General features: G+C 45.5%; 14 protein-coding genes. 1 reads left to right on the top strand and 13 read right to left on the bottom strand.

Annotation, left to right across the window (positions count from 1 at the left end):
* Window positions 1-124 precede the first annotated feature (124 nt).
* From NBH14_RS27505 to NBH14_RS27550, 10 genes are all read right to left on the bottom strand, one after another.
* A complete protein-coding gene (locus NBH14_RS27505) occupies window positions 125-1420 on the bottom strand; it encodes a TolC family protein (RefSeq protein WP_007656176.1) in 1296 nt (431 codons plus the stop codon).
* 3 nt (window positions 1421-1423) lie between these two features.
* Entirely contained in the window at window positions 1424-4465 is a 3042-nt protein-coding gene (locus tag NBH14_RS27510) for an efflux RND transporter permease subunit (protein WP_122328995.1), read from the bottom strand.
* 11 nt (window positions 4466-4476) lie between these two features.
* A complete protein-coding gene (locus NBH14_RS27515; RefSeq protein ID WP_010802885.1) occupies window positions 4477-5529 on the bottom strand; it encodes an efflux RND transporter periplasmic adaptor subunit in 1053 nt (350 codons plus the stop codon).
* A 202-nt stretch (window positions 5530-5731) separates the two neighbouring features.
* Window positions 5732-6700, bottom strand: a complete 969-nt coding sequence (locus NBH14_RS27520; protein ID WP_122328996.1) for a DNA/RNA non-specific endonuclease — start codon at window positions 6698-6700, stop codon at window positions 5732-5734.
* Between the two features lie 108 nt (window positions 6701-6808).
* Window positions 6809-9016 (bottom strand): alpha-L-rhamnosidase-related protein, encoded by a 2208-nt coding sequence (locus NBH14_RS27525; RefSeq protein ID WP_186961940.1) that lies wholly within the window; start codon window positions 9014-9016, stop codon window positions 6809-6811.
* Between the two features lie 33 nt (window positions 9017-9049).
* Window positions 9050-10804 (bottom strand): alpha-L-rhamnosidase-related protein, encoded by a 1755-nt coding sequence (locus NBH14_RS27530; protein ID WP_010802882.1) that lies wholly within the window; start codon window positions 10802-10804, stop codon window positions 9050-9052.
* A gap of 409 nt (window positions 10805-11213) precedes the next feature.
* Window positions 11214-12014 (bottom strand): rhamnulose-1-phosphate aldolase, encoded by an 801-nt coding sequence (gene rhaD, locus NBH14_RS27535; RefSeq protein ID WP_186961939.1) that lies wholly within the window; start codon window positions 12012-12014, stop codon window positions 11214-11216.
* Window positions 12015-12057: 43 nt separating this feature from the next.
* Entirely contained in the window at window positions 12058-13080 is a 1023-nt protein-coding gene (gene rhaT, locus NBH14_RS27540) for an L-rhamnose/proton symporter RhaT (RefSeq protein WP_186961938.1), read from the bottom strand.
* Window positions 13077-14336 (bottom strand): L-rhamnose isomerase, encoded by a 1260-nt coding sequence (locus NBH14_RS27545; RefSeq protein WP_250817952.1) that lies wholly within the window; start codon window positions 14334-14336, stop codon window positions 13077-13079. Before NBH14_RS27545 ends, rhaT begins: the two co-directional genes overlap by 4 nt.
* A gap of 171 nt (window positions 14337-14507) precedes the next feature.
* Window positions 14508-15983 carry a rhamnulokinase gene (locus NBH14_RS27550; RefSeq protein WP_186961937.1) on the bottom strand — a complete coding sequence of 492 codons (1476 nt, stop codon included), beginning with the start codon at window positions 15981-15983 and terminating at the stop codon, window positions 14508-14510.
* A 95-nt stretch (window positions 15984-16078) separates the two neighbouring features.
* On the opposite strand from NBH14_RS27550, the gene NBH14_RS27555 reads away from it, so the two are divergent.
* Window positions 16079-16966: an AraC family transcriptional regulator gene (locus tag NBH14_RS27555; protein ID WP_007656161.1), complete on the top strand. Its 888-nt coding sequence runs from the start codon at window positions 16079-16081 to the stop codon at window positions 16964-16966.
* Here the strand turns inward: NBH14_RS27555 and NBH14_RS27560 are convergent.
* The 3 genes from NBH14_RS27560 to NBH14_RS27570 form a co-directional block, all read right to left on the bottom strand.
* Window positions 16963-18789: a glycoside hydrolase family 127 protein gene (locus NBH14_RS27560; protein ID WP_350464065.1), complete on the bottom strand. Its 1827-nt coding sequence runs from the start codon at window positions 18787-18789 to the stop codon at window positions 16963-16965. The two genes, NBH14_RS27555 and NBH14_RS27560, sit on opposite strands and share 4 nt — an antisense overlap.
* 251 nt (window positions 18790-19040) lie before the next feature.
* On the bottom strand, window positions 19041-19814 hold the full coding sequence (locus NBH14_RS27565; protein WP_186961935.1) for a DNA-binding domain-containing protein: 774 nt from the start codon (window positions 19812-19814) through the stop codon (window positions 19041-19043).
* Window positions 19815-19855: 41 nt separating this feature from the next.
* On the bottom strand, window positions 19856-22112 hold a 2257-nt coding region (locus tag NBH14_RS27570; RefSeq protein WP_250817956.1), incomplete at its 5' end, for a fibrobacter succinogenes major paralogous domain-containing protein.

Here is a 22112-nt window from a genome sequence, read left to right on the forward strand (position 1 = left end):
GGCCTTCTACTACACGAAGGCGATAAATCTCATGACACATCAGATGATGCTCTCTCTCTTGATAATAATTCTTCTTTTTCATTGTTGATTCTTTAAAGAGTCAACCTTATTTACAAAAAGACAGTCACTGCATCCGTCGGATACCAATAGCCTTATTATACTGGGCCAATGATGCTTTTTGCTGGTACCAGGTCTGGATCAGGCTGCTATAAGACTGTATCCATGACAACTGGGCAGAAAGGACATCGACGATGGGAAGCTTTCCTTCGTTATAACTGAATGTATTCAGATCCAGGTTCTCTTCTGCTATCTTACAAGCCTCTTCAGCGACATCGATCTGTTTAGTATTCTCTGTCAGGCTTGTCCATGCATTAGCCACTTCCTGAGTGATCTGGTCGCGGGTATTATCCATTGCATACTCTTTACTGCGCAGCACGGCTTTTTGGGAATTTACTTCCTTGAAACGGGCACCCCAACGGAACAAAGGAATCTTTAAAGAAGCAAATACAGCCGGTGTCCATAAGTTATCGGAGCCTTTTACGTTCAGCATAGGAGTTCCCCATGTGCCCTGAAAACCGACAGACAGGGTCGGATTATATTTTGCTTTTGATAGGTTGATCTGTCTTTTCTGATACTCGATGTTCAGTTTGGAGATCAGATAGTCCGGCCGGTTTTCCAATGCTGCCGATTCACCGACCTGCATAGGCAATGGCAAAACCATCGTAATAGAGTCTGTGATCGTTATCGGTTCCATTGGAGGGACGCCCATCAGGACATTCAGATTCTGCAATGCAATCTGATAATCCTTATAAGCGGCACTTTTATTCAACTCAGCTTCCTTTAAACGGGCCTGTACCTGCAACAGGTCAGTCTTGCTGATCTGTCCGTCCTGAAAACGGAGAGTCAGCACGTTTGCCAGTTCCTGTACGATATCGACATACTGTGTCATTACAGCGTACATGCCTTTACGGGCGGCTACAGACCAATAGTTCATATCTGCGGCATAAACGATGTTATCGGTCGTCAGCTCTTCGGCCTCAGTAGCGATCTGACCCTGGATTTCGGCAGCCTTATAATTGTTGTAAATTTGTCCGCCGGCGTAAATAGGTTGGCTTACTGTGGCACCAAGACTATACGTATTATGGTCCATTTCAATACCGGGTATGCCATCTCCCATTCCCAATTCGTATTTATTTATACGGTATTGATAACTTCCGGAGAAATCCACAGCCGGGAAGAATGCTGTTTTAGCTGCTTTAATAGCATGCTGCATTGCAATCCGTTCTTCCGAACTTTGCTTGATCTGACGGCTGTATTCAAGTACTTTTTCTTTGTATTCGGCTGCCGTAATGGGCTGCACCTGTGCTTTCGCAGACAGGGCACCCAGTAACATACAACCTATTATCAGTTTACTTTTCATATCTTATTCCGATTTAATCTTAAAGAAAATACAATAGGTAACCGGAAGCACGAAGATGGTCAGGATGGTTGAAACAAACAAACCTCCCATGATCGTTGCGGCCATACCTGCAAACATCGCGTCGCCCAGCAACGGAAGCATACCCAGAATCGTTGTACCCGAGGCCATCGTAACAGGCACGATACGTGTCTTGGTTGCCTCGATAACAGCATTGACAGGAGCCAGTCCGTTATCCATTTGCAAACCAATCTCATCGACGAGCACAATCGCATTCTTAATATTCATACCGATCAGTCCCAACAATCCCAGCATCGCAAAGAAGTCGAGCGACTTGCCGAATACCAGTAATCCCAGTACCACACCGATGAAGATCAACGGAAGCATAGCCATAATCAACACCGGTTTACGGTAATATTTCGGGAAAAGGAACAACAGGGTAACATAGATCAGACCGAACATCAACGGAATATTGGCGGCAATCGCTTTATTACCTTTATCCTGTTCGCTTTGTTCTCCGAAATAAGTCATCTTATAACCTTCAGGAACCTGTATTTGTTTTTGAGCTTCTGTCCAAAGATGGCTGAAAGCAGCCATGGTGTTAGCGCCGCGTTTCGGTTCACATTGCATCATCATGTAAGGCTGACGGTTGTAACGTCTCACTACATTATATTCATAATCGAGAGAGAAATCGTCGATAACCTGTTCAACTTTGACGGAACGTCCTTTGGCACTGTAAACCGGCAATGTTCTAATATCGTTCAGGTTCATAGAATCCCTGTCGGCATCCTTCATCAGGATAGGCATGAAGACATCGCCTTCACGATATTCACCCAGTGGCACACCGTTTGTTGCCGAACGAAGGGAATAAGCAACCTGCTGGCGGGTAATACCCAGGCGCAGACCTTTTTCCTGTGAGTACATCGGTTTCCATACCGGTACTTTATTCCCCCAGCTGTCACGCACTTCCATCACCTGGTCGTACTGGCGGGCAATCTCTTTGACTTGTTCCGTTAAAGCGACCAGTGTATCCACATTGTCACCGATAAAACCGATCTCGATAGCGGCATCAGGTACCGGAGACAAGGCAAACAAGGCTGAACGGGTCAGGATATCAGGATAGTTAGCCACCATATAGTCATAAAACTTACCTTCTTCCGCCTGTGCATCCTCCGCCTTTTTAGTCTCAATCAGCACATTGGCAAAGTTGGGTTTCGGACCTACCGACGAACTTGCCAGGTAATAACGAACCGGTGAACCTCCCAGGGTAAATGAATATGACTTGATATTCTCGTTCTTGCTCAGATAATCTTCGATCAGCTTAACATTTTTCTCCACGTCGTAAATACTGTACCCTTCAGGGAAGATCAGGTCGGCACGGAAATAGGGTTTGTTCATGATCGGGAAGAAACTCTGCGGCATGATACTCATAATAAATAAGGAGAGGAATAATGTCGCAATCACGGAAGTAATAGTTATCCATCTGCGTTTGATCAGACGACCCAGCACCCCTTCGAATTTATGATACAGTTTCGTATCGTACGGATCCTTTGACTCGCCCGGTTTAGCTTCTTTCAGGATAAAGTTACCGAAAGTTGTTGTCTGAGTCAATGCCAGTATCCAACTTAAACCTAATGAAACAGCCAATACGATAAACAGCGGTTTAACGATTTCAGCTACTGAAGCTGGAGCCAGATACATCGGCAGGAATGAACAGACAGCGATAAAGGTAGCCCCCAGCAATGCCCATTGCGGTTTGGTCGCCCCATCAATCAGGGCCTGATAACGGGACAATCCCCGCTTGATACCCACCTGCGCATTATCGGTTACAACTATCGCATTATCCACCAGCATACCCATTGCAATGATAAAGGCAGCCAGCGAAGTACGGTTCAGTCCGACGCCCCAGATCAGCATAAGCAATAAAGTACCGCCCACCGAGAAGAGCAGCGAACTACCCACCAGCATACCGGCACGTGATCCCATCACCAGGAAGATCACCACGATTACAATCAACAACGATTCGATCAGGTTCAGGATAAAACCATTGTTCGCCTCGTCTGCAATCTTGTTTTCCGGATAGATCGTTTTCAGATCCATTCCAACAGGAAACAATTGTTCCATCTCCTGGAGGTGGGCAGCTACATCATTACCGACAGCCACCACGTCATCTTTAGCCCCTGTAGCAACTCCGATACCGATAGCACGTTTGCCATCCACACGCATCAGATTGGAAGGAGGATCCATATAACCTCGTTCCACAATAGCAATATCTCCTAAACGGACTTCACTACCGCTTTTGGTTACGATCAACTGGTCGCGGATATCCTGGATATTCTTATAGGTTCCTTCCGCCCGGACACGCAACTGGTAGTTACCCGTATTGATATCTCCGGTATTTACCAGCAGGTTTTGCGTTTGCAACACTTGCTGTATCGAGTTCGGGTCGATACCGAGGTTTGCTAGTTTAGGAACTGAAATCCTTACATTAATAACTTGTGTCTGTTCACCGAACAGATATACTTTCTGAACACCGGGAACGGGAGACAATTCCGTCTTGATCTTCTGGGCCCAGTCACGCAATTCATCATAGGTATAACCATCATCCGCACTCAGCGCATAATAGATACCAAACACATCTCCAAAATCATCGCTGACTGAGATGGAAGAAGCACCACTCGGCAAGCGGGGCTCTATATTCGCCACTTTACGGCGAAGTTCATCCCACTTAACAGGCATGTTATCAGGGTCGAGTGTCGGCTGAAGTTCAATCGAAATCTTTGACATACCGAAATAAGATTCAGACTTGATCTGAAGCACGTCAGACATAGATTGAATCTCACGTTCGATTGGCTCGGTGACCAGTTTTTCTACCTCGAAAGGAGTCGCACCCGGATATTGTGTTACAAGCACAGCCTGCTTGATCACAAAGGGAGCATCTTCCTTCTTCGGCAATTTAAAGAAAGAGTATATACCACCTATCAGCATAACAGCCAGGAAGAAGTATATAATCTTCGTATTCTCTAAGGAATATTTTGGAATATTCATTGCTTATCCTCTTAATCTGTTAATACTTTTACTTGTTGTCCGTCGACAAGGCGGGTTACTCCGGCAGTAACGATCTGCTCTCCGGCTTTCAAACCTTCGGTTACAACAACACCGTCTTTGCCTACCAGTTCTTTTTCCGTAATCTTACGACGTTCCACTTTCGAGGTTTGCGGGTTATAGACGAACACATATTTATTACCGCTGTTCGGTTCGTCGGCAACGATAGCAGACAACGGAATCAACACGGCCCCTTCATTGAAACTCTTGCTCTCTATATTCAGGATTACACGACAAGAGAAACCTACGGCTACCTTATATTTATTCAGATTAAATTCGGGATCATCAATATAAAGGAATACCGGTACGCCGGAACCATCGGGCGAGGCTTCCACATATTCTTTTACTTTCGCTTTGAAACGGGTTCCTTTGTAATTGTCAAACTCTACAAAGATGCTGTAGGGAGTGGAGAAGTAAGTGATATTCGTTTCAGGCATTGTGAACTGCACCTGCAATTTGTTCGGGTTTATCAGGCAGACAATACCTTGTCCCATCTGTACCTTCTGATAATTCTCTACATATTTCTTTTGGATGAAGCCATCGAAAGGAGCACGCAGCTTAGTCTGCTCCAAGGTATTCTGTGAGTTTTCGAATGCTGCCTGTGCATTGGAATAAGCAGCCTTTGTCGATTCATACTCCTGTTGAGAGATTGCCTGTTTAGCCAGAAGTCTTTCTGCACGCTGCAACTGCGCCTGTGCTGTCTGGAAAGAAGCCTTTTTGGCTTCATAATCCCATTTGAAATCCTGTGGGTCTATTTCGGCTACGATTTGCCCTGTACGAACTTTCTGTCCTTCTTCGACATTTAATGAGATCAGCGGACCGGACATCTTAAAAGCCAGGTCACTAAATTGATCAGGCGATACAACACCGCTAAATGATTTTTCTACCATATCCAAAGATGTCACTTCTTCCAGCTTCACCGGACGAGGGCCCTGTTCCTTTACCGGAGGCTGGCTACATGACATCAATGCTGTCAATACAAAAACGGGAATCAATTTACCATTCATGATAACAACTTGATTTAGTTATTTTAGTTACTTATTAATTATATATGCTTGTATACAGTCATATAAAACTATGCGTTAAGTCATAGCTATACAACATTCATTTTCCACTAATTGTTCTAATTGCGCCGCCCCTTCGGAACCGAACGGCTGCTACTTACATTTGCTTGTTTTATTTCTATATTGCTCGTACAAACTACTAGTGTCAAAAGGACCAACTATCCCAATCTATTTTTGCTTCCATTACCCTTTCCTGTTCATCGGGAACAGCCGGAAAGAAATCAATTCCTGTTACTTTTTCCACACTATCGACAGGTATCACCATTGACTTCAAAGAAGTCTTTTTATAATCCTTATTTTCCAGAATGAACGCAATTGCTTTATATTCACTTCCCGAAACGTAACAAATCACTTTGTAAAACGCGTCAGGAACACCTACTTGATTTTTTCCCATCCGTTTCATATTGTCCGTAATTACAGGACCGGTAGCTATCAGCAAAGATCCGTAATCTTTCGCCCATAGACGGCTCTGCTCTTCCAGTTCTTTCCAGATGCCCCGATTCAGCGCCGGTTTCTGCGGACAGATATTACTGAAATAAAATGATTCACGCATTGCCTTTGCCGACCACTTCATGTCACCGGCAGGAGCCATGTGGCCACGGTCGTAACCTGTGCGGGTATAATCTTCATTTGTTGCTGTCGCACCTTTTACCATCGGGTCCGGTACGAATTTATTAGAACGTTCCGTCTTTTTGCTTTTCGCCTCTTCGGCAGTCAGCTCGTAAGCTACCCAGTTTGCAATCTTATAATCTGAATTGTAGGATACGGTATACCCTTCGTGACGGATCACTTGCTCGGAACGTTTAGCCTTCAATTTAGGGATTTCAGCATTTGCCGGAACTTTAAAAGTAGTTGTTTTCGGACGAGGGGGAACAATGGCAGGCTTTTTATCTGCCGGTTTTTCCTTTACTGGGTCAGCAGGCTGCTTCTTCTGTTCCACTGCCACAGGCTTCTTGCCGGAAGTAGGATAGAAATAGTTAAACACATATAACAGGCCGATAAAACAGATAACCACTAAGGCCGCAAGAACAAATATACGCCTGATTACAGAAACCAAAGATGCCCCCTGATTCTTCTTTTTCCGCGATTTTGCTTTGCCTTTTCTTTTTGCCATTGATTAATAACCATTTATTCTCCGCCGCAAAAGTAGATAATGTGAGATTATTAAACAACATATAAACCTTAAATATATTCGTCAGAATTAATACAAAAAGTGCCCCGATTAAAAGGGGCACTTTAAATTATATGTTCCGGAGCCTATCTGCTGTATCTTTCCTTTCGGAGAAACAACCTCTGCACTCGTCTGTTCCGGAACTTGTATTTCCATTAATATAGTACGTCCTGACTTGCGTAATTTCACTTTTATATCCCCGTAATGGGTAGGTACTGATGCCGAAGCTTCCGTCAAAGCCCCCATCTGAGGTTTTATGCGGAATGTACGGAAACCGGGAGATGTCGGTTCAATTCCACACACTTTCTGGCTCAGCAGCGTCAGCGGTCCTCCGCTCCAGGCATGGTTGATCGTACCTCCTCCGAAACCTTCAGCGCCGACTCCCCAACCCTCAAATAAGGTTGTATAATCCTTATAGCTTAACATACCGGCGTACCGGTCACGCATCCTCTGCAAGGCGATCTCCGGGGCATTCATCTGAAAAAGTGCTTCCAATACATACTTTTCCATATAAGGACTGGCATGATATTCTTTTTTCAAGACCTTCAGTATGGCAGGATACTTGTCTTTTGCCGCCAGACCGGATAAAACGGCCATAGCCTGCGAACGATCGTCATCCTTGCCATGATAACCCGGAGAACGATATGCAGTGCCGGTCCAGAATTTTGTATTAAAACATTTCTCAATACTATACATCATACGGGTGATCTCTTCCGCATCTGCTTTCTTACCCAGTTGAAGTGCAAATTCCTTTTCTGCTTTCAGTGCCAGATAATACCAGCAGTTCGTCAATACCCCCATATCGATCTGTTCGCCCCAGTCACCCCAACTCCATTCGCCACTGCGTTCGATGGGCAAGCCACTCTTATCGACCTGCCATGTTTCATGCAGATAACGATGCAGACGGTCATAAATAACCGGAATAAATGTACTGTCTCCGCTATAATAATACTGTGTATGGAAACCATACCAACCCACCGAAGCCAGCATCTGCAAAGGCAACTCCTTCGACCAGTTACCGGCAGGAACAGGAGCAAACAATGAGCCGTCGGCACGCTGCCAGTTCATCAGTTCATAAATACCTTTAACGGCCAGCTTATGAGAAGAAGGAGAAAGTGCATAGAAAGCCTCTCCCAACTCGTTCACCTCATCTCCCCACCATTGAGCACGTTCGCGTTCGGGACAATCCATATAATTGTCACGCATCGTTATATATAATGTTCTCGCAGAACGTTTCCAAAGTTCGTTCAGGAAAGGATCGTTACATTGAAACGATCCGGCAAACTCTGTATCATAGCCGGTTTCACGATACTTAACTTCCAGTACTTTTACTCCTTCGGGAAGAATATACCACATCTCATGACCGCTCATCCAGCCGTAACTTTCATACTCCTGTATGCCGTTGCGGGTAACATATTCGGCACGGACATTTTCCGGTCCTCCACCCCGATAATTATCCGTCTGCATATGAATTGTCGCACCTTCCGCCGACTCCACTTTCAGATAGGGTGTAAACTGGCAGTTGTAAGGTAAACGGCAGAACAGGGTATCTCCTCTCTCCGACCGGCGGACACCCGGATACTCCTTTAAACCGAAATCCTTAAAGAGCGGAATAGGACGTTCAACCAGGTTTCCCAAAGGCGCTTTACCGACCACTGAAGCGATCTCGGCACCGGGAAACGTATTCTTATAACCAGGCTGGTTCCATCCTTCCAATGTTCTGCGGGCATCAAAACGGATATTGCTTTCCGACAAGCGATAGTTCGGATAAGGAGCACCGGTATTCTGATAAGCATCATATACCCTACAACTCCAGCTTTTATCGGATACAATCTCTATGCCGGGAGCAATCGCCTCAAACAGCAAGGCTGCCAGTCCACTGTTCATATGGCTGAATCCGTTCTTGCCGAAATGCCATACCAAAACAGCGATCGTATTTTCCCCCGACGTAAGGTAAGGAGCAATCTCTACCGAATCGTAGTAAGTATCATAAGGAGAAGGACCACGTTTCAAGCCTCCTTCAAACACCACCATCCGGCCGTTAATCCATAACCAATATTTACTGTCGGCTGCAATATGCGCGGTCAGTGTCTGGGGAACTTCAGCCAAAGTTACCGTTTTACGATAGGCCAGCCAGGTATTGCTCGCACTCTGGCATTGTTCCGTATTTATCCAGTTTGCTTTCCAGTCCGTATTCGTTTTAGCTTCTGCCGAAGCCAAAAATCCGGCGCATACACATAGTAAGAGATACTTTTTCATAATACGATCGCTTTTACAGGTTATCAATTTTATTTAATTCTCCAGATATACTTTCACACCGTCCGGAGCCTTTACTTCGCTTTTCACCTTACCGTCTGCTCCTTTCTCGTGACGGATCGTTATTACACCCTGCGGAGTCGGGAAAGTACCTTCCACCCATTTTAAATCGCCCAGATGCGGGGTGATACGGACTGCACGGCATCCCGGCTCCACCACCTGAACACCCAATACGTATTCACTCAGCCATGATGTCGGACCGGAAGCCCAGCCATGACACAAACTATGACGGAAACCTTTATAGCAATAATCACCATAATCACCGTGAATATCCTTTTTCCCTTCAGGCACAAGTTCGTCGATACGTGCCGCATTCGGAAGCCAGTCCATATTGAAATCTTCCCAGAACGTAGTAGCACCCAGGTCGATCATCGCTCCCCAATACTGGCGGATCACATCGATCGCTCCCTGATAATTTCCGGCAGCAGCCATTGCACGCAACATATAATATCCGTAGAAAGTAGAGAATCCACGTGCCCCGCCTACTGACAGATATTTACTGTTTGCCTCTTCCGGTTTCATCAAACCAGCCAGGGCCAATAAAGCCGCACCCTGTTTTGAGCCCGGAGCATCCGGTGCTATTTTAGATTTCAACAAAGGCTTGATCACCTTCGGAGCCGCCTTTTCCATTTTCTTCGCCGTTTCACGACATTGGGATGCCAGCACATCGTCACCAAGTGTTGTACATAATTCATCGCCTGCCCTCATGGCCATCAGAACCAGCGATTGCAGACCGGCATCGATCGCCACCTGATTCTCACTTGACGGCCAGTCCATGAAACGCCATCCATCCAGTTTCTCACGTCCGTCTGCATCCACTTTAGAAATCAGGAGGCGCAGAAGATCGCTCATATAAGTTTGCTGTTCTTTCAGGTAAGCCACATCTCCATGATGATAATACCAGTCACGCTGGATCAGCAACCACCAGATCGAATAGGCACTGATACCATTCATCCAAGCGGGAAGAGGCGTTACATCACGGATCAGGTCAAGGCTCTTTGGGACGACTTCGTTATAACCGAAAACAGTATTTACGGTCATCACTTCCGGATGCATATCACCCAACCAGACCAAACGATCACGCTTAATACCGTCCCAGAGATATTCCTGCATATTCAAATGAACCGTATATGCACCAGTCTGCCAGATTTTATTCAGCCGTTCGTCGCTACTCCGGAAAGAACCTTTGTACGGAATATCACGGAATGTAGAAATAGCACGGATTTCTTTCAAGGAAACTTCCGTAGAATCGCTCATCAGGTCTATACGGGCAAAACGGAAACCGGAATTACCGACTTCCAACACACCCAACCAGGGCAATGTGACAACAAAATCACGTATTGCATGGTCATTACTGGCCCCGTTCTTCCCATCAATTTCACACATGGCTTCACTAACGGATTCTCCGAAACGGACACGCATCTTTATAGGGCTTTTATTGGAAAAAGCACCGGTCACAATCTGAATGCCTCCCTGAAGTTCTTTCCCGAAATCAAACAAAAGGGCCGGATGCTCTTCTGACGTACTAGTCATCTTGCAAAGGGCACGATCTGTTAATTCTGCCTGTCCGTTACCCGGCAGGAGCAGTTTATCGCCATCTTTTATCAATTCGCTATGTTGTTGCCAGACAATACGCGTCGGGGAAAGATATTCGCGTACTCGGCTGTCGCGTTGCTGGGCCAGTACCGGCAGGGAACATAAAAGAGTAAGAAGTATAAGTATCTTTTTCATGGTATTATCAATAATGAATCAATTTGCTTCTATGGACAGGTTTAGTTTTTATCAGGTTTGATTGTTGCATCGTCGGTAAGGGCGGTTCGCGAACCGCCCTTACGGTGTCAATGTAAGCCTGTAAGGCTTTAACAAACCAGCCCAGGGTTAGAACCCTGGGGTTATAAAAACCCGCTCCTGTCTTTCCGCCCTGTAGGGGCGGTACAAGATAAATATCAACCCTTTCTACCTTGTTGCACCCCTACAGGGTGCCTCAAAAAGAAAAGGATTCAAGGGAACCCAGGGTTAGAACCCTGGGCTAATTTGTTACAGGCCTACAGCCTAAAGACACCGTCACTAACTGGCTCATCCTATAATTAGCAGATAGCTCAAAACTTTCTAATTCTGAACCTCTCACACGCTACAGGAACTACAACCCAAAAGCAGGAACCAGATCATCCAACTGTTGGTCGGTCATTCCTGCCGGTTCATAGCCGGCCATGCGGGCACTCAGATAGATTTGGGCAGATTTTGCCAAGGTGTCGATTGCGTCAAAACATTCGATCAGATCTTCACCGACTGCCAGGATTCCATGTTTTTCCCAGAATACAACATCATGTTTTTCCAGTTGTTTGATCGTAGCATGCGCCAGTTCGATCGTTCCCGGTATTTCATAAGGGACAATACCGACACCTTTCGGTACGATGATACGGCATTCGGGGATCATGCCCCATAACGTCCGGGTGATTACCTGCGAATCGAGGAATGGTTTACAATGCGTCATACCGATCAGTTCTGTCGGATGCGTATGCAAAACGACCTTATTATCACGTCCCAACGAACGGAGATAATTGTGCATCATCAGGTGAGACGGCAGTTCGGATGTCGGGGCGACAGGTTGTTCGGCAATGATCTCATAGCTTTTTCCGTCCGGTGCTATCCGGATCAACGAACCATTTGCGAACGGGTCCTGTGCGACATACCGCATCCGTTTGCCTGTCCCGGTCACATAAAATACATGTCCTCCAAGGGCGGTCATCGCTTCCTGCAACTGAATAGCAGAAGCAAGTGCCGGCAATGCCATTTCTTCCGGTGTCAGTAAACCGGTCAGATTAACAGATATATTTCCTCCATTTCTTTCGGCCCATCCTTTTGTCCAGAGATAGCCAGCCACCTCAGCGATACGGCCAATTTCAGCCATCAAAAGGCTGTTGTTTCCAATTGTTGTCATTTTTTTTCTATATTAATTGCTTCGGGTATTCCCGAAAAGTCATCTATAAACTCGGTAACAGCAAAGAGAATATCAGTATTCCCATACCGGTAATTAATACGATAATCGTTTTCCTGCTAACGCCTTTCCATTCATTCAATATGATTCCCCAAACATTACTGAATATGACATTCAGCGACATCAGGATACTCCATGAAAAGGCAAGCATTACCGGAGAGTCAGAAAAATAGCTCTTTCCCATGCCCAATCCGAAGAACTGTGAATACCAAAGTACTCCTGCCAACGCACAAAATAAAACATTATTCAATAATATCTTACCCGGAACGGAGAAATAATCTTTCCCTGTTTTATTTTTTATATTCTGGAAGATACAATAGACTGCATTCGTCAGGAAGCCACCCATTGTTACCAACAGGATCACCGGATTCAGGGCAAATAAATCGCTTGCACCGGAGGCTTTCGCTTTTTCCAGTATCGGAGTTCCGGATTCAAGGCCCAGATTAAAACAGGCACTCATCACACCCGCCAACAATGCAACCAGCAAACCTTTCGTCAGGGCAAAGTCTTTCACAGCCGCTTTCTTTTCCTCGTCCGTCATGTTGCGGGCACGCAGACTACCGGCATAACCGATCACTGCGATACCAGCCAACGTTACGCAAACACCCAGCAAAAGGATCAGTCCGTCGCCATGAAACAAATCCGTCCCCCCGAATACTGCCGGAAAAAGCGTACCGAATCCGGCACAGGTACCAAGAGCGATACTCTGCCCCAGGGCTATTCCCAGATAACGCATGCTAAGACCGAATGTCAGACCTCCCACGCCCCACAGCATTCCGTAGATTACAGCGCCGGTACTTCCACCGGCACTCCAGAGTTCAGTCAGGCTATTTCCTTCCGGAATAGCGAGTTGTGCGCCCAGATAAGGGAAAACGAGCCAGGCAAAAATACCCTGGATCAGCCAGAAGCTCTCCCAACTCCAGTTTTTCACCTTATTGATCGGCACGTAGGAACTGCTTTGCCCCAGACTGCCGATGGCGATAATCAGTAAGCCTATCAGTATATTCATTTGCGCTTGCTTGTTACTTCCGCTTCATATTTTTCTATTTCTGCAATGTAATCTTCCCCTACAGGAACATTATTTTTCAAACAGTACATATCCCATACGGCCGTCCACGGAAGGCTTTTCAATTCTTCCTGCAATGCCAGGCGCTGGAACAGTTTATCTTCCGATTCATATTGCTGCAAAGTAGCAGACGGTTCAAGCAAGGCTTGCTGGAACGCTTTCAGTGTGGCACGGCAACCGATCACATAAGCTCCTATGCGGTTGATCGTAGCATCAAAGTAATCCAGTCCGATATGTACACGGTCCAATGCATTGCAACGAATGATCTCACGGGAAAGATCCAGCAGGTCATCGCTCAATACAACCACATGGTCGCTGTCCCAACGGATCGGACGGCTCACGTGAAGCATGATCTCTGGAGTGAACAACAGCATGGAAGAGATCTTATCGGCAATGCTTTCCGTCAGATGGAAATGTCCGGTATCCAGCGTTACGATTTTATTATTCTTAGCCCCATATCCCAGATAGAAATCGTAAGAACCGACCGTATAGCTTTCCAGTCCGATACCGAACAATTTAGCTTCGATGCAATCCTTCATGTTCTTATACTCTGTTGCAAAGATTTCGTCCAGCGAATCTTTCAGCAGCTGGCGGTATTTGATACGGCTTGCCGGTACTTCCTTGGAACCATCATGTATCCAGAGATTCATCATACAGGGATCGTTCTGGTAAACACCCATCGCTTCACTGATCGCACGGCAGCGTTTCGTATGTTCGATCCAGAAGTTACGGATCGAATCATCCGGATTAGCCAACGTCAGGTTTCCGCTTTTAGGATGCGAGAAAGAAGTGGAGTTGAAATCGAGTTTCATATTGTTCTCTTTCCCCCACTCCATCCAACTTTGGAAATGGGCAGGTTCCACTTCATCACGGTCCACTTTCTTTCCTCCGAAATCGCCATAGATTTCATGCAGGTTCAAGCGGTGAGTTCCCGGGATAAAAGAGTTTGCCGTCAGAATATCGGCGCGAACTTCATCTATATTACGCGCTTTGCCCGGATAATTGCCGGTCACCTGTATGCCGCCCGAAAGCGAACCGTCCGGATTCTCGAATCCCGTCACGTCATCTGCCTGCCAACAATGGAGTGAAAGACTGATTTTCTGCAACTTTTCAAGTGCACTGTTTACATCAACGTTTACAGCAGCAAAACGTTCGGCTGCCAAATCAAATGCTTCTTTTACTTTCTTTTCAGTATTCATGGTATGCTTTTTAATTTGTTATTATATATATTCTGAATTATACCCAACTGGACTAAAAATGCAGGAGGTCGTGGGTGTAGGCCCCGCCATCCGGGTTACCTAACCCCATCCGACCATTACATGTATGTTGACATGCCTGCTACTACACTGGTCTTTATTTTTTCTTAATTATTACCGTTTTACAACCTGTAAATACCGGTCGTAAACATCTTTCCAAACAGTCTCATCCTGCGGCAGGAATGTTTCGGTCTGAATAGAATCTGCTATCAACTGCCGCATTTCCCAACGGGTGGAGACGATACCGGCAGACCGTGCCTGTACCATACTGTTCCCGATCGCCGTTGCTTCCGACGGGCCGGCAATCACCGGCATGCCGATCGCATTCGCCGTAAACTGATTCAGCAGGTTATTTTTCGAACCTCCGCCGATCACATGCAACCGATCGATCCGAAAAGGCGCCATTCCCTTCAACATCCGGATCACCTCATTATAACGAAGTGCAAGGCTCTCGAAGATGCAACGGATAAAATCGGCATCCATTTCAGGAACAGGCTGTCCTGTTTCCTCACAATAACCGGCAATAGCCTTTGTCATACACGTCGGATTAGCAAAACGGGGATCGTCCGGATCGACGAAACGTACAAAGGGAGCAGCCTGCCCGGCCAGCTCCACGATTTCAGAATAAGCATAAGCACGCCCGGCCTTCTCCCACTCTTTCCGGCATTGTTCCAATAACCACATGCCAGTAATATTTTTTAGGAAGCGGGTTGTTCCCTCGATACCACCTTCGTTTGTAAAGTTATTCCTATAGGATTCTTCCGTTATGATCGGTTGTTCCGTTTCAATCCCCATCAGACTCCAGGTCCCGCTACTCAGGTAAGCAAAATGCTCATCCCTGGCCGGAACAGCTGCTACGGCAGAAGCCGTATCATGCCCGGCTACAGCAATAACAGGTATCTTGCCAATGCCGGTTTCCTCCGCCAAGACATCCGTCAGTTCCCCGACAAGCGTTCCCGGCATCACCACCTGCCGCACGATAGACGGCGAAACTCCTGCCGCCTCCAGCAGGGATGGTTCAAATTGTTTCGTAACAGGATTAAGCAACTGGGATGTGGAAGCATCCGTATATTCACACACCTTCTTGCCCGTTAACAGATAAGACAATAAGTCAGGAATGAAAAGTATTTCTTCAGCATTTTTCAAAGGTGCAAAATCCTCCTTCCGGGCACGGAACAGCTGAAAGAGACTATTAAAGTTCATAAACTGGATACCAGTCAGCCGGTAGACTTCCTCACGCGGCACCAGGCGGAAATATTCCTCCAATGCACCTTCCGTATACGGATCGCGGTACGCCCTGGGCAACCCCAGTAAAGAACCATCCGAAGCCAGATAACCGAAATCGACTCCCCAGGTATCGATCCCGATCGAATCGACCGGAATATCTTCCCGGGCACAAAGGGAAAGACTTTTCTTCAGTTCCTCATACAGATTATATATGTTCCAATAATATTTCCCGTGCAATTCCAACAGGTTATTAGGGAAGCGGTGAAGTTCCCGCATTTCAAATTTGCCATTCATTAATGACACCAAAACGGCTCTCCCGCTTGTGGCTCCTATGTCAAATGCTAAAAAGTTATGTTTCTTCATGCCTGCAACAAAGTTATTTGTTTTACAGAAGCAAAAGTAAAAGGTTATTTACTATCTTTGCTTACGAAAATGATTTTAAACCTTTCAATTCTGACATGAATAAACACGCAAATAATCAAATACGCTACCTGACTATCGGAGCGTCTGATGAAGACTGGGGGATTACGGTCACCACGATCGGATACCAATTCATTCCACCCCAAAGTCAATATCCGTTATCCGGTCATCCGGACAGTTATAATTTCAAACCGCAGACAGGACGTATCCTGAAGGAATACCAGCTTGTCTATATAACGAAGGGAAGCGGCTACTTCTCTTCCCAATCCTGCAAACAGCAAAAGATAGAAGCCGGCACCATGATCCTGCTTTTTCCGGGAGAATGGCACAGCTACTATCCGGACAAAGAGACCGGATGGGATGAATATTGGGTAGGATTCCGTGGAATACATATCGACAAACGAGTGGAAAAACGTTTCTTCACGAAAGAAGAGCCGCTTCATAGAATCGGTTTAAGTGCTACTATTGTAGGACTATATGAAGATATATTAAAGTTTGCCATGCAGGAAAAATCCGGATACCAGCAGATGATATCTAGTATCGTCCTTCATATAATGGGTACTGTTTATTATAAGAAAAAGAATGGTGCTTTTACTAATACATATGTAGTAGACAAAATCAACGAAGCCCGTATCCTGATGAAAGAGCAGGTAGAAAACCCCGTATCGCCGGAAGAGATCGCCTCGCAACTGGGACTGGGATACTCCTGGTTCCGCCGTATGTTCAAAGAATATACCGGCGTGTCTCCCGCTCAATACCAGTTACAGCAAAAACTATTGAGGGCAAAAGAACTCCTGACAGGAAGTAACCTGAACATATCGGAGATTGCTTACAGCCTGAAGTTTGAAAATGCCGGCCAGTTCTCGACCTTCTTTAAAAAGAAAGAGGGCGTAACGCCCTCCGAGTTCAGGGAAAGAGCACATTAATACGGTTTATAAGGCGCATGCATCACATTCAATGTCCTGGGCAGCCATACACGATAACGTTGTGACTTGTCCCAGGTATTGCCTGCCGATGTAAAGTCACAGAAATGAACAGGACGTGCGGCACTGCTTCCTTCCAGATCGGTCCCCAGGATCAAAGGTGCCGTAAATGTCATCCAGGCAAACTCCGGAGCTTCGACCGGAGTCAGTTCCACATAACCGTCTTTGCTTACAACGACAGCCGTCTCATCTATAAAACCATCATTAAAACGGCTGTCACGTGCCAACACCAAAGGTCCGCGTACAATAGCTTGCGCCTGATTCATCTCAACCAGGCGGGCACGCAGGTCTAACCGCACTGTGATCCGGTCTCCGGCTTTCCATTTCCGGGTAACCGGCAGATAGGCTCCTTGTAAAACACCCTCAACAGATTCACCGTTCACCTGTACCGTTGTTGCCAGGCTGCTCCATGCCGGAATACGTAATGCGATTGTAAACAGACTTTCCTTTGCCGGAGCCACTTCCAGCGTTATCTCATCGGTAACCGGATAGTCAGTCACCTGTTTCAGTCTGACGGCCTTTTTCCCCGGAAGAGTTATATCCGCTTCCGACTGCCCATAGAAATTCACCCGGATACAATCATCCTTCACCTGATAGGCAAACTGTGGGATCATGGCGAAAGCCCGCGGTCCGTTTGCATTACAGCAATTGATATGCATGCCGCATTGCTCCTCTCCTTCATGGCGGCAACCTTCCAGGGGACTGTATTTGGCAATCTGCGAAGCATCCGCCTTCAAAGAAGCCATCAGGGCATTATAGATGGCACTTTCCATATAATCGGCATACAGGGAATTACCGGTCATCTCCAATAAACGGTTACACAGCTGCATCCATGTGAATGTAACGCAGGTCTCCATCGTATGATAAGTTGGGATTGTCTGGCGAGCTCTACCGCTGTACCAGCATTCAAAAGCACTCCCCGACCCTGCCACATTAATTTCTTCCTGTATAATATGCCCGACAGTCTTTTCCACAACAGACAGATAAAGCGGATTGCCGGTCACTTTATACAACTCCAGCAGACCTTCATAGCAAGACATCATTTCATAAGCTTTCTGCCCGTTTTCGCGTGAGAACCATGTTTTAGGATGCGGAAAGCGATTGGCTACCGGCACACCGGCTATCGCTTTGCTGATCAGCTGCGGACCTTCCGGTGTTTCCCATTGTTCTACTATATATTTAGCATAATCCAGATAACGGTCCTCTTTCGTCCGGTTATATAAGTACATCACAGGTTCCAGAATAGAAGAACTGGGCATACCTACATAATTTCCGGTCGAAACGATATTTACCTTACCGGGACCAACCTGCGTCATTAAATGATCTGCCACACGGCAGGCAGAAGTCAATGCATTCTTATCACCTGAAAGGTCATACCAGGCAACCAGACCGAGGATCGTATATTTCCTGCCCCAGACATCCCATTGCTTCAACTGTGCATCCGGTGCATAATTTCCGATATATCCGTCGGGAGTCTGGGTTTTCATCAATGCTTCGGCTGCATTCTTTATGATCTGGTAAAGTTCCGGATCCTTATTATACCGGTAAGAAGCGATAGCTCCCTGTATCCATTTCCCCCAGAATTCCGATTGCCAGCGCGATTTCTCCTCCCGGTGCCGGAATGGTTCCACCAGATGATCTACGTCCTGCGCTTTCACACGATGCTCTATACAATCGTCTATGCGCCCTCCGACATACCCGAATATTTTAATATGCGTAACAGGTGAATTAACGGGGATTTGCGACAGGACCGGCATAACAGCCATACACAACAAAAAAGAAGGAATAACTAATTTTGCTCTCATAATATATCGATCTAAGAATGGATGGTAGCAAAAATAGTTATTCCCTTATTATTCAGACTTGTAAAAATGACAGAATATGTTTCATTTTTGATAGGGCAGTCGCCCCGCAACGCAACGCTGCGTCGTGGCATGACGTAACGTTGCGTCGAAGGGCGACGTAGGGTTGCGCTGTGGCACGACGTAAGGCGGCGGCGCGTCACAACGCGGGGAGGCTATTCGATTTCGGGACGGTCACCGCCGCCACTACCGCCGTTGCCGACGGTTAATGGGCGTTCGTACTCGATGGTACGAGGATCTTTCAACAGGGTTGAATTGTTGGAGAACTGGGTGACGATACGTAAGGTGTACTGACCGTCTGCCAGGTCCGAAGGGACACGGGCCAGAAGGCATTTCGGGTCGTTCGTTGTCAGGCGACGGGTGACGGGATGTTCCGTACCGTCGCTGGCAATGAAGAAGACACCAACACCTTCGGCTTCACCGATGATTTTGATCTTATCGCCGTCAATACGGATATCATCGCCGGGAGTAATGGTATCATTAGACAAACCGGTGGTTGTATCGGTAACCAGGCCTATGTTAGCACCGCTATCTTTCACCGTTAAAACCTCCACTCCGACATGACTCAAGGATTCGCGCATTTCAGAAGCAAGAATAAGATCCAGCGTTACCTTATGTTTCTCCGGATCGAATTTGGCACTCGAGCCGATCCATGAACCTGCCACACGCGGGGTGTACTGGCAGGTTTTCGTGAGAACACTATAACCGTCCATGACCGCTTCACGGATGACACGGTCGTGTTGGTTAATGATTGACAACAAGGTGTCGTACTTGTATTCCGAACCTTCATCTACTATACGCTGCGCGATATCTTCGTTACGCAACGTGTTTTTCATGGTGGATACTTCGGCTGTGTAGTCGTTATCCACATCTTTCGTCAGGAGGTTCAGGCGTAGCCAGACCTTCCAGAATTTGGTGTAATTTGCCATAAGTAATTAATTATTAAAATGAATACTTGAAATATATGAGATTATCTATCTTTTACACAACGGATGTAAAAATTTGAATCGCCTAACCCATCTATATGCACACAGTAATAACTTCCTATTGAGTAATAATAAAAAGGAAGCATACCACATCTATACTCCCCATACTGACTGTCTGATGAATAATAACCATTTGTCTTGCCATAAATATCATATAAGCTATTCAATACATACTGGCTTATATGATCATTAGAAATGGCATTACCACTAGTAGCTCCAACTAAAGTTCTGTAATTAGCAGAACTTGGAACCTTCCAACCAGAAGGACAAACATTATTTTTATTTGATTCAAATGTGGTATAATACATTGTATTCCCATTATTTTCATTGATCGGTGCTACCCACCATTGTATACTATTATCAGCACTTGTTATGCTTTTGGCAGGAATACTACTATTTGGATATACAACTTCTTTTTGTGCAATGCTAAAACTTTTAGAAGTCTGCGAAGGATATTTATTAGAAACTGTTGCTGTAAACGTTGATTGTCTCAAATCACCATAATAATCTCCAGAGTAGGTTCTTTGAACTCTAACTTTACTTGTTACTACTCCTGTTGCAGAATTCTTATCGCTGGAATATTCTGTCACTGAGGCCCAAGGCGAAGAAGTAGAAGTAGAAATGTTAACACCCTTTGGCGAAACTACTGTAAACTCACAATAAGAATTTGTACAAGGGAAATAGGTTATGGCAGGATTTGTATTGCTTAAATTATCTATGTAAGAATAACTTGAGTTATCAGTATAGTTGCTAAATACTAATTCTTTCTTTATCGAATAAACCGTATAAGTTGTACTTACGATATTATTATCCAGCTTATTTTTTAAAATTATTGTGTTATTTGTACCTGTAGTTCCACTAGCGCCATTAGCAACAGTAAAGGTATATGTCCCCACATTCTTATTACCATCTTCAGCAATAGTCAACCAACCAGGTTTATTTACCAACTCAGTTCCTCCTATCGAATTGACCGTCAAAGTCACCTTTGCATTTGCATCATTGTACAAACGGATATTAGTACCGCTAAGTTCTGCTTGCCCAGCCGTTACCGTACTTACGGTTACATCAGACTTCATCTTTAACGTATAAGTTTCTGTTTGCGCATCATTACCTTTGTTTGTGATTTTCATTTGTATTCCAGCTGTCGGAAACGGATCCGGAAAATTGGTACCAGACGGATTAACTGTTAACTTATAATCTCCTTGTACCTGATTTAACTCTTTTCCTATCGGTTCAATAGTAAGCCAGTTACCAGTTACATCGTTGTTCGGGAATTCCAATTTACTACCTCCAAATGCAAAAACATTGAATGTTACGCTCGGGATCGTCACTCCGGAAGTTTTATAAAACGTTATTATTTTGTTTGTAGCATCGATTGTACTACCTGAACTCGGATTTTTAGGTATAACTGCAAAATCAGACTTGATTGTCAATGCAAACTCTTCCTTCAGAGCCTCATTCCCGATATTCAATATCTTTATTTTTATTCCATTTGTAAGGATTTCCTTCGTAAAACTTGGATCAAGTGTATTTACTTTTAATGTATAATTCGTTTGCGATTGGGTAACAGTAAGCCAATTATCAGGACTTTCAGCATCGCTGTCACCAAACAACAATTTACTTCCTCCGGAAGCAAATACATCAAACATAACCTCGGGAGTAACAGCATCAGTATTTTGGTGAAACGTGATTTTTTTATTCTCCACATTAATAGAGCTACCACTGGACGCACTCACCTGCTTAATCACAGGTTTGGCTAACGGCTGAACTATCACAATCGACTCCTTTGCTGTAATCTTATCGGTGAAACGAAGGGTGGCAACAGGGTATTTCCCGACATAATGTTCGACTAACTTTATTGTGTATTCTATCTTTGAATTATCGTCCGCCTTTGTCTGCAAATCGGGCTTCGGGATTACCTCCAACCACTGATTATCTTTATCACCATTTTCGTAATACATGGTTACGAAATAACCGGAAGTGGAAGCTCCAGTCAAGGTAAATTGTTCTGTGCCGGTTATACCTATTGTTACCGTACGGGTATCTGCATCGTAAGTTATGTCACCGACACCGGTATTGGCAAAAACCAGGCCATCGGCATCCACATTGCCACCCGGCTCATAATCGTCGATATTACCTTCGTCCGTCCAGTCTTCCACGTTGATCGTGAAGTCAAGATGATATTCGTCGGCTTTAGTGATATTGACCGTGTAGCGGTGATTCTGGGATACTTCTATATAG

This window comes from Parabacteroides caecihominis (genome assembly GCF_023656785.1).
GTDB classification, from domain to species: Bacteria; Bacteroidota; Bacteroidia; order Bacteroidales; family Tannerellaceae; genus Parabacteroides; species Parabacteroides segnis.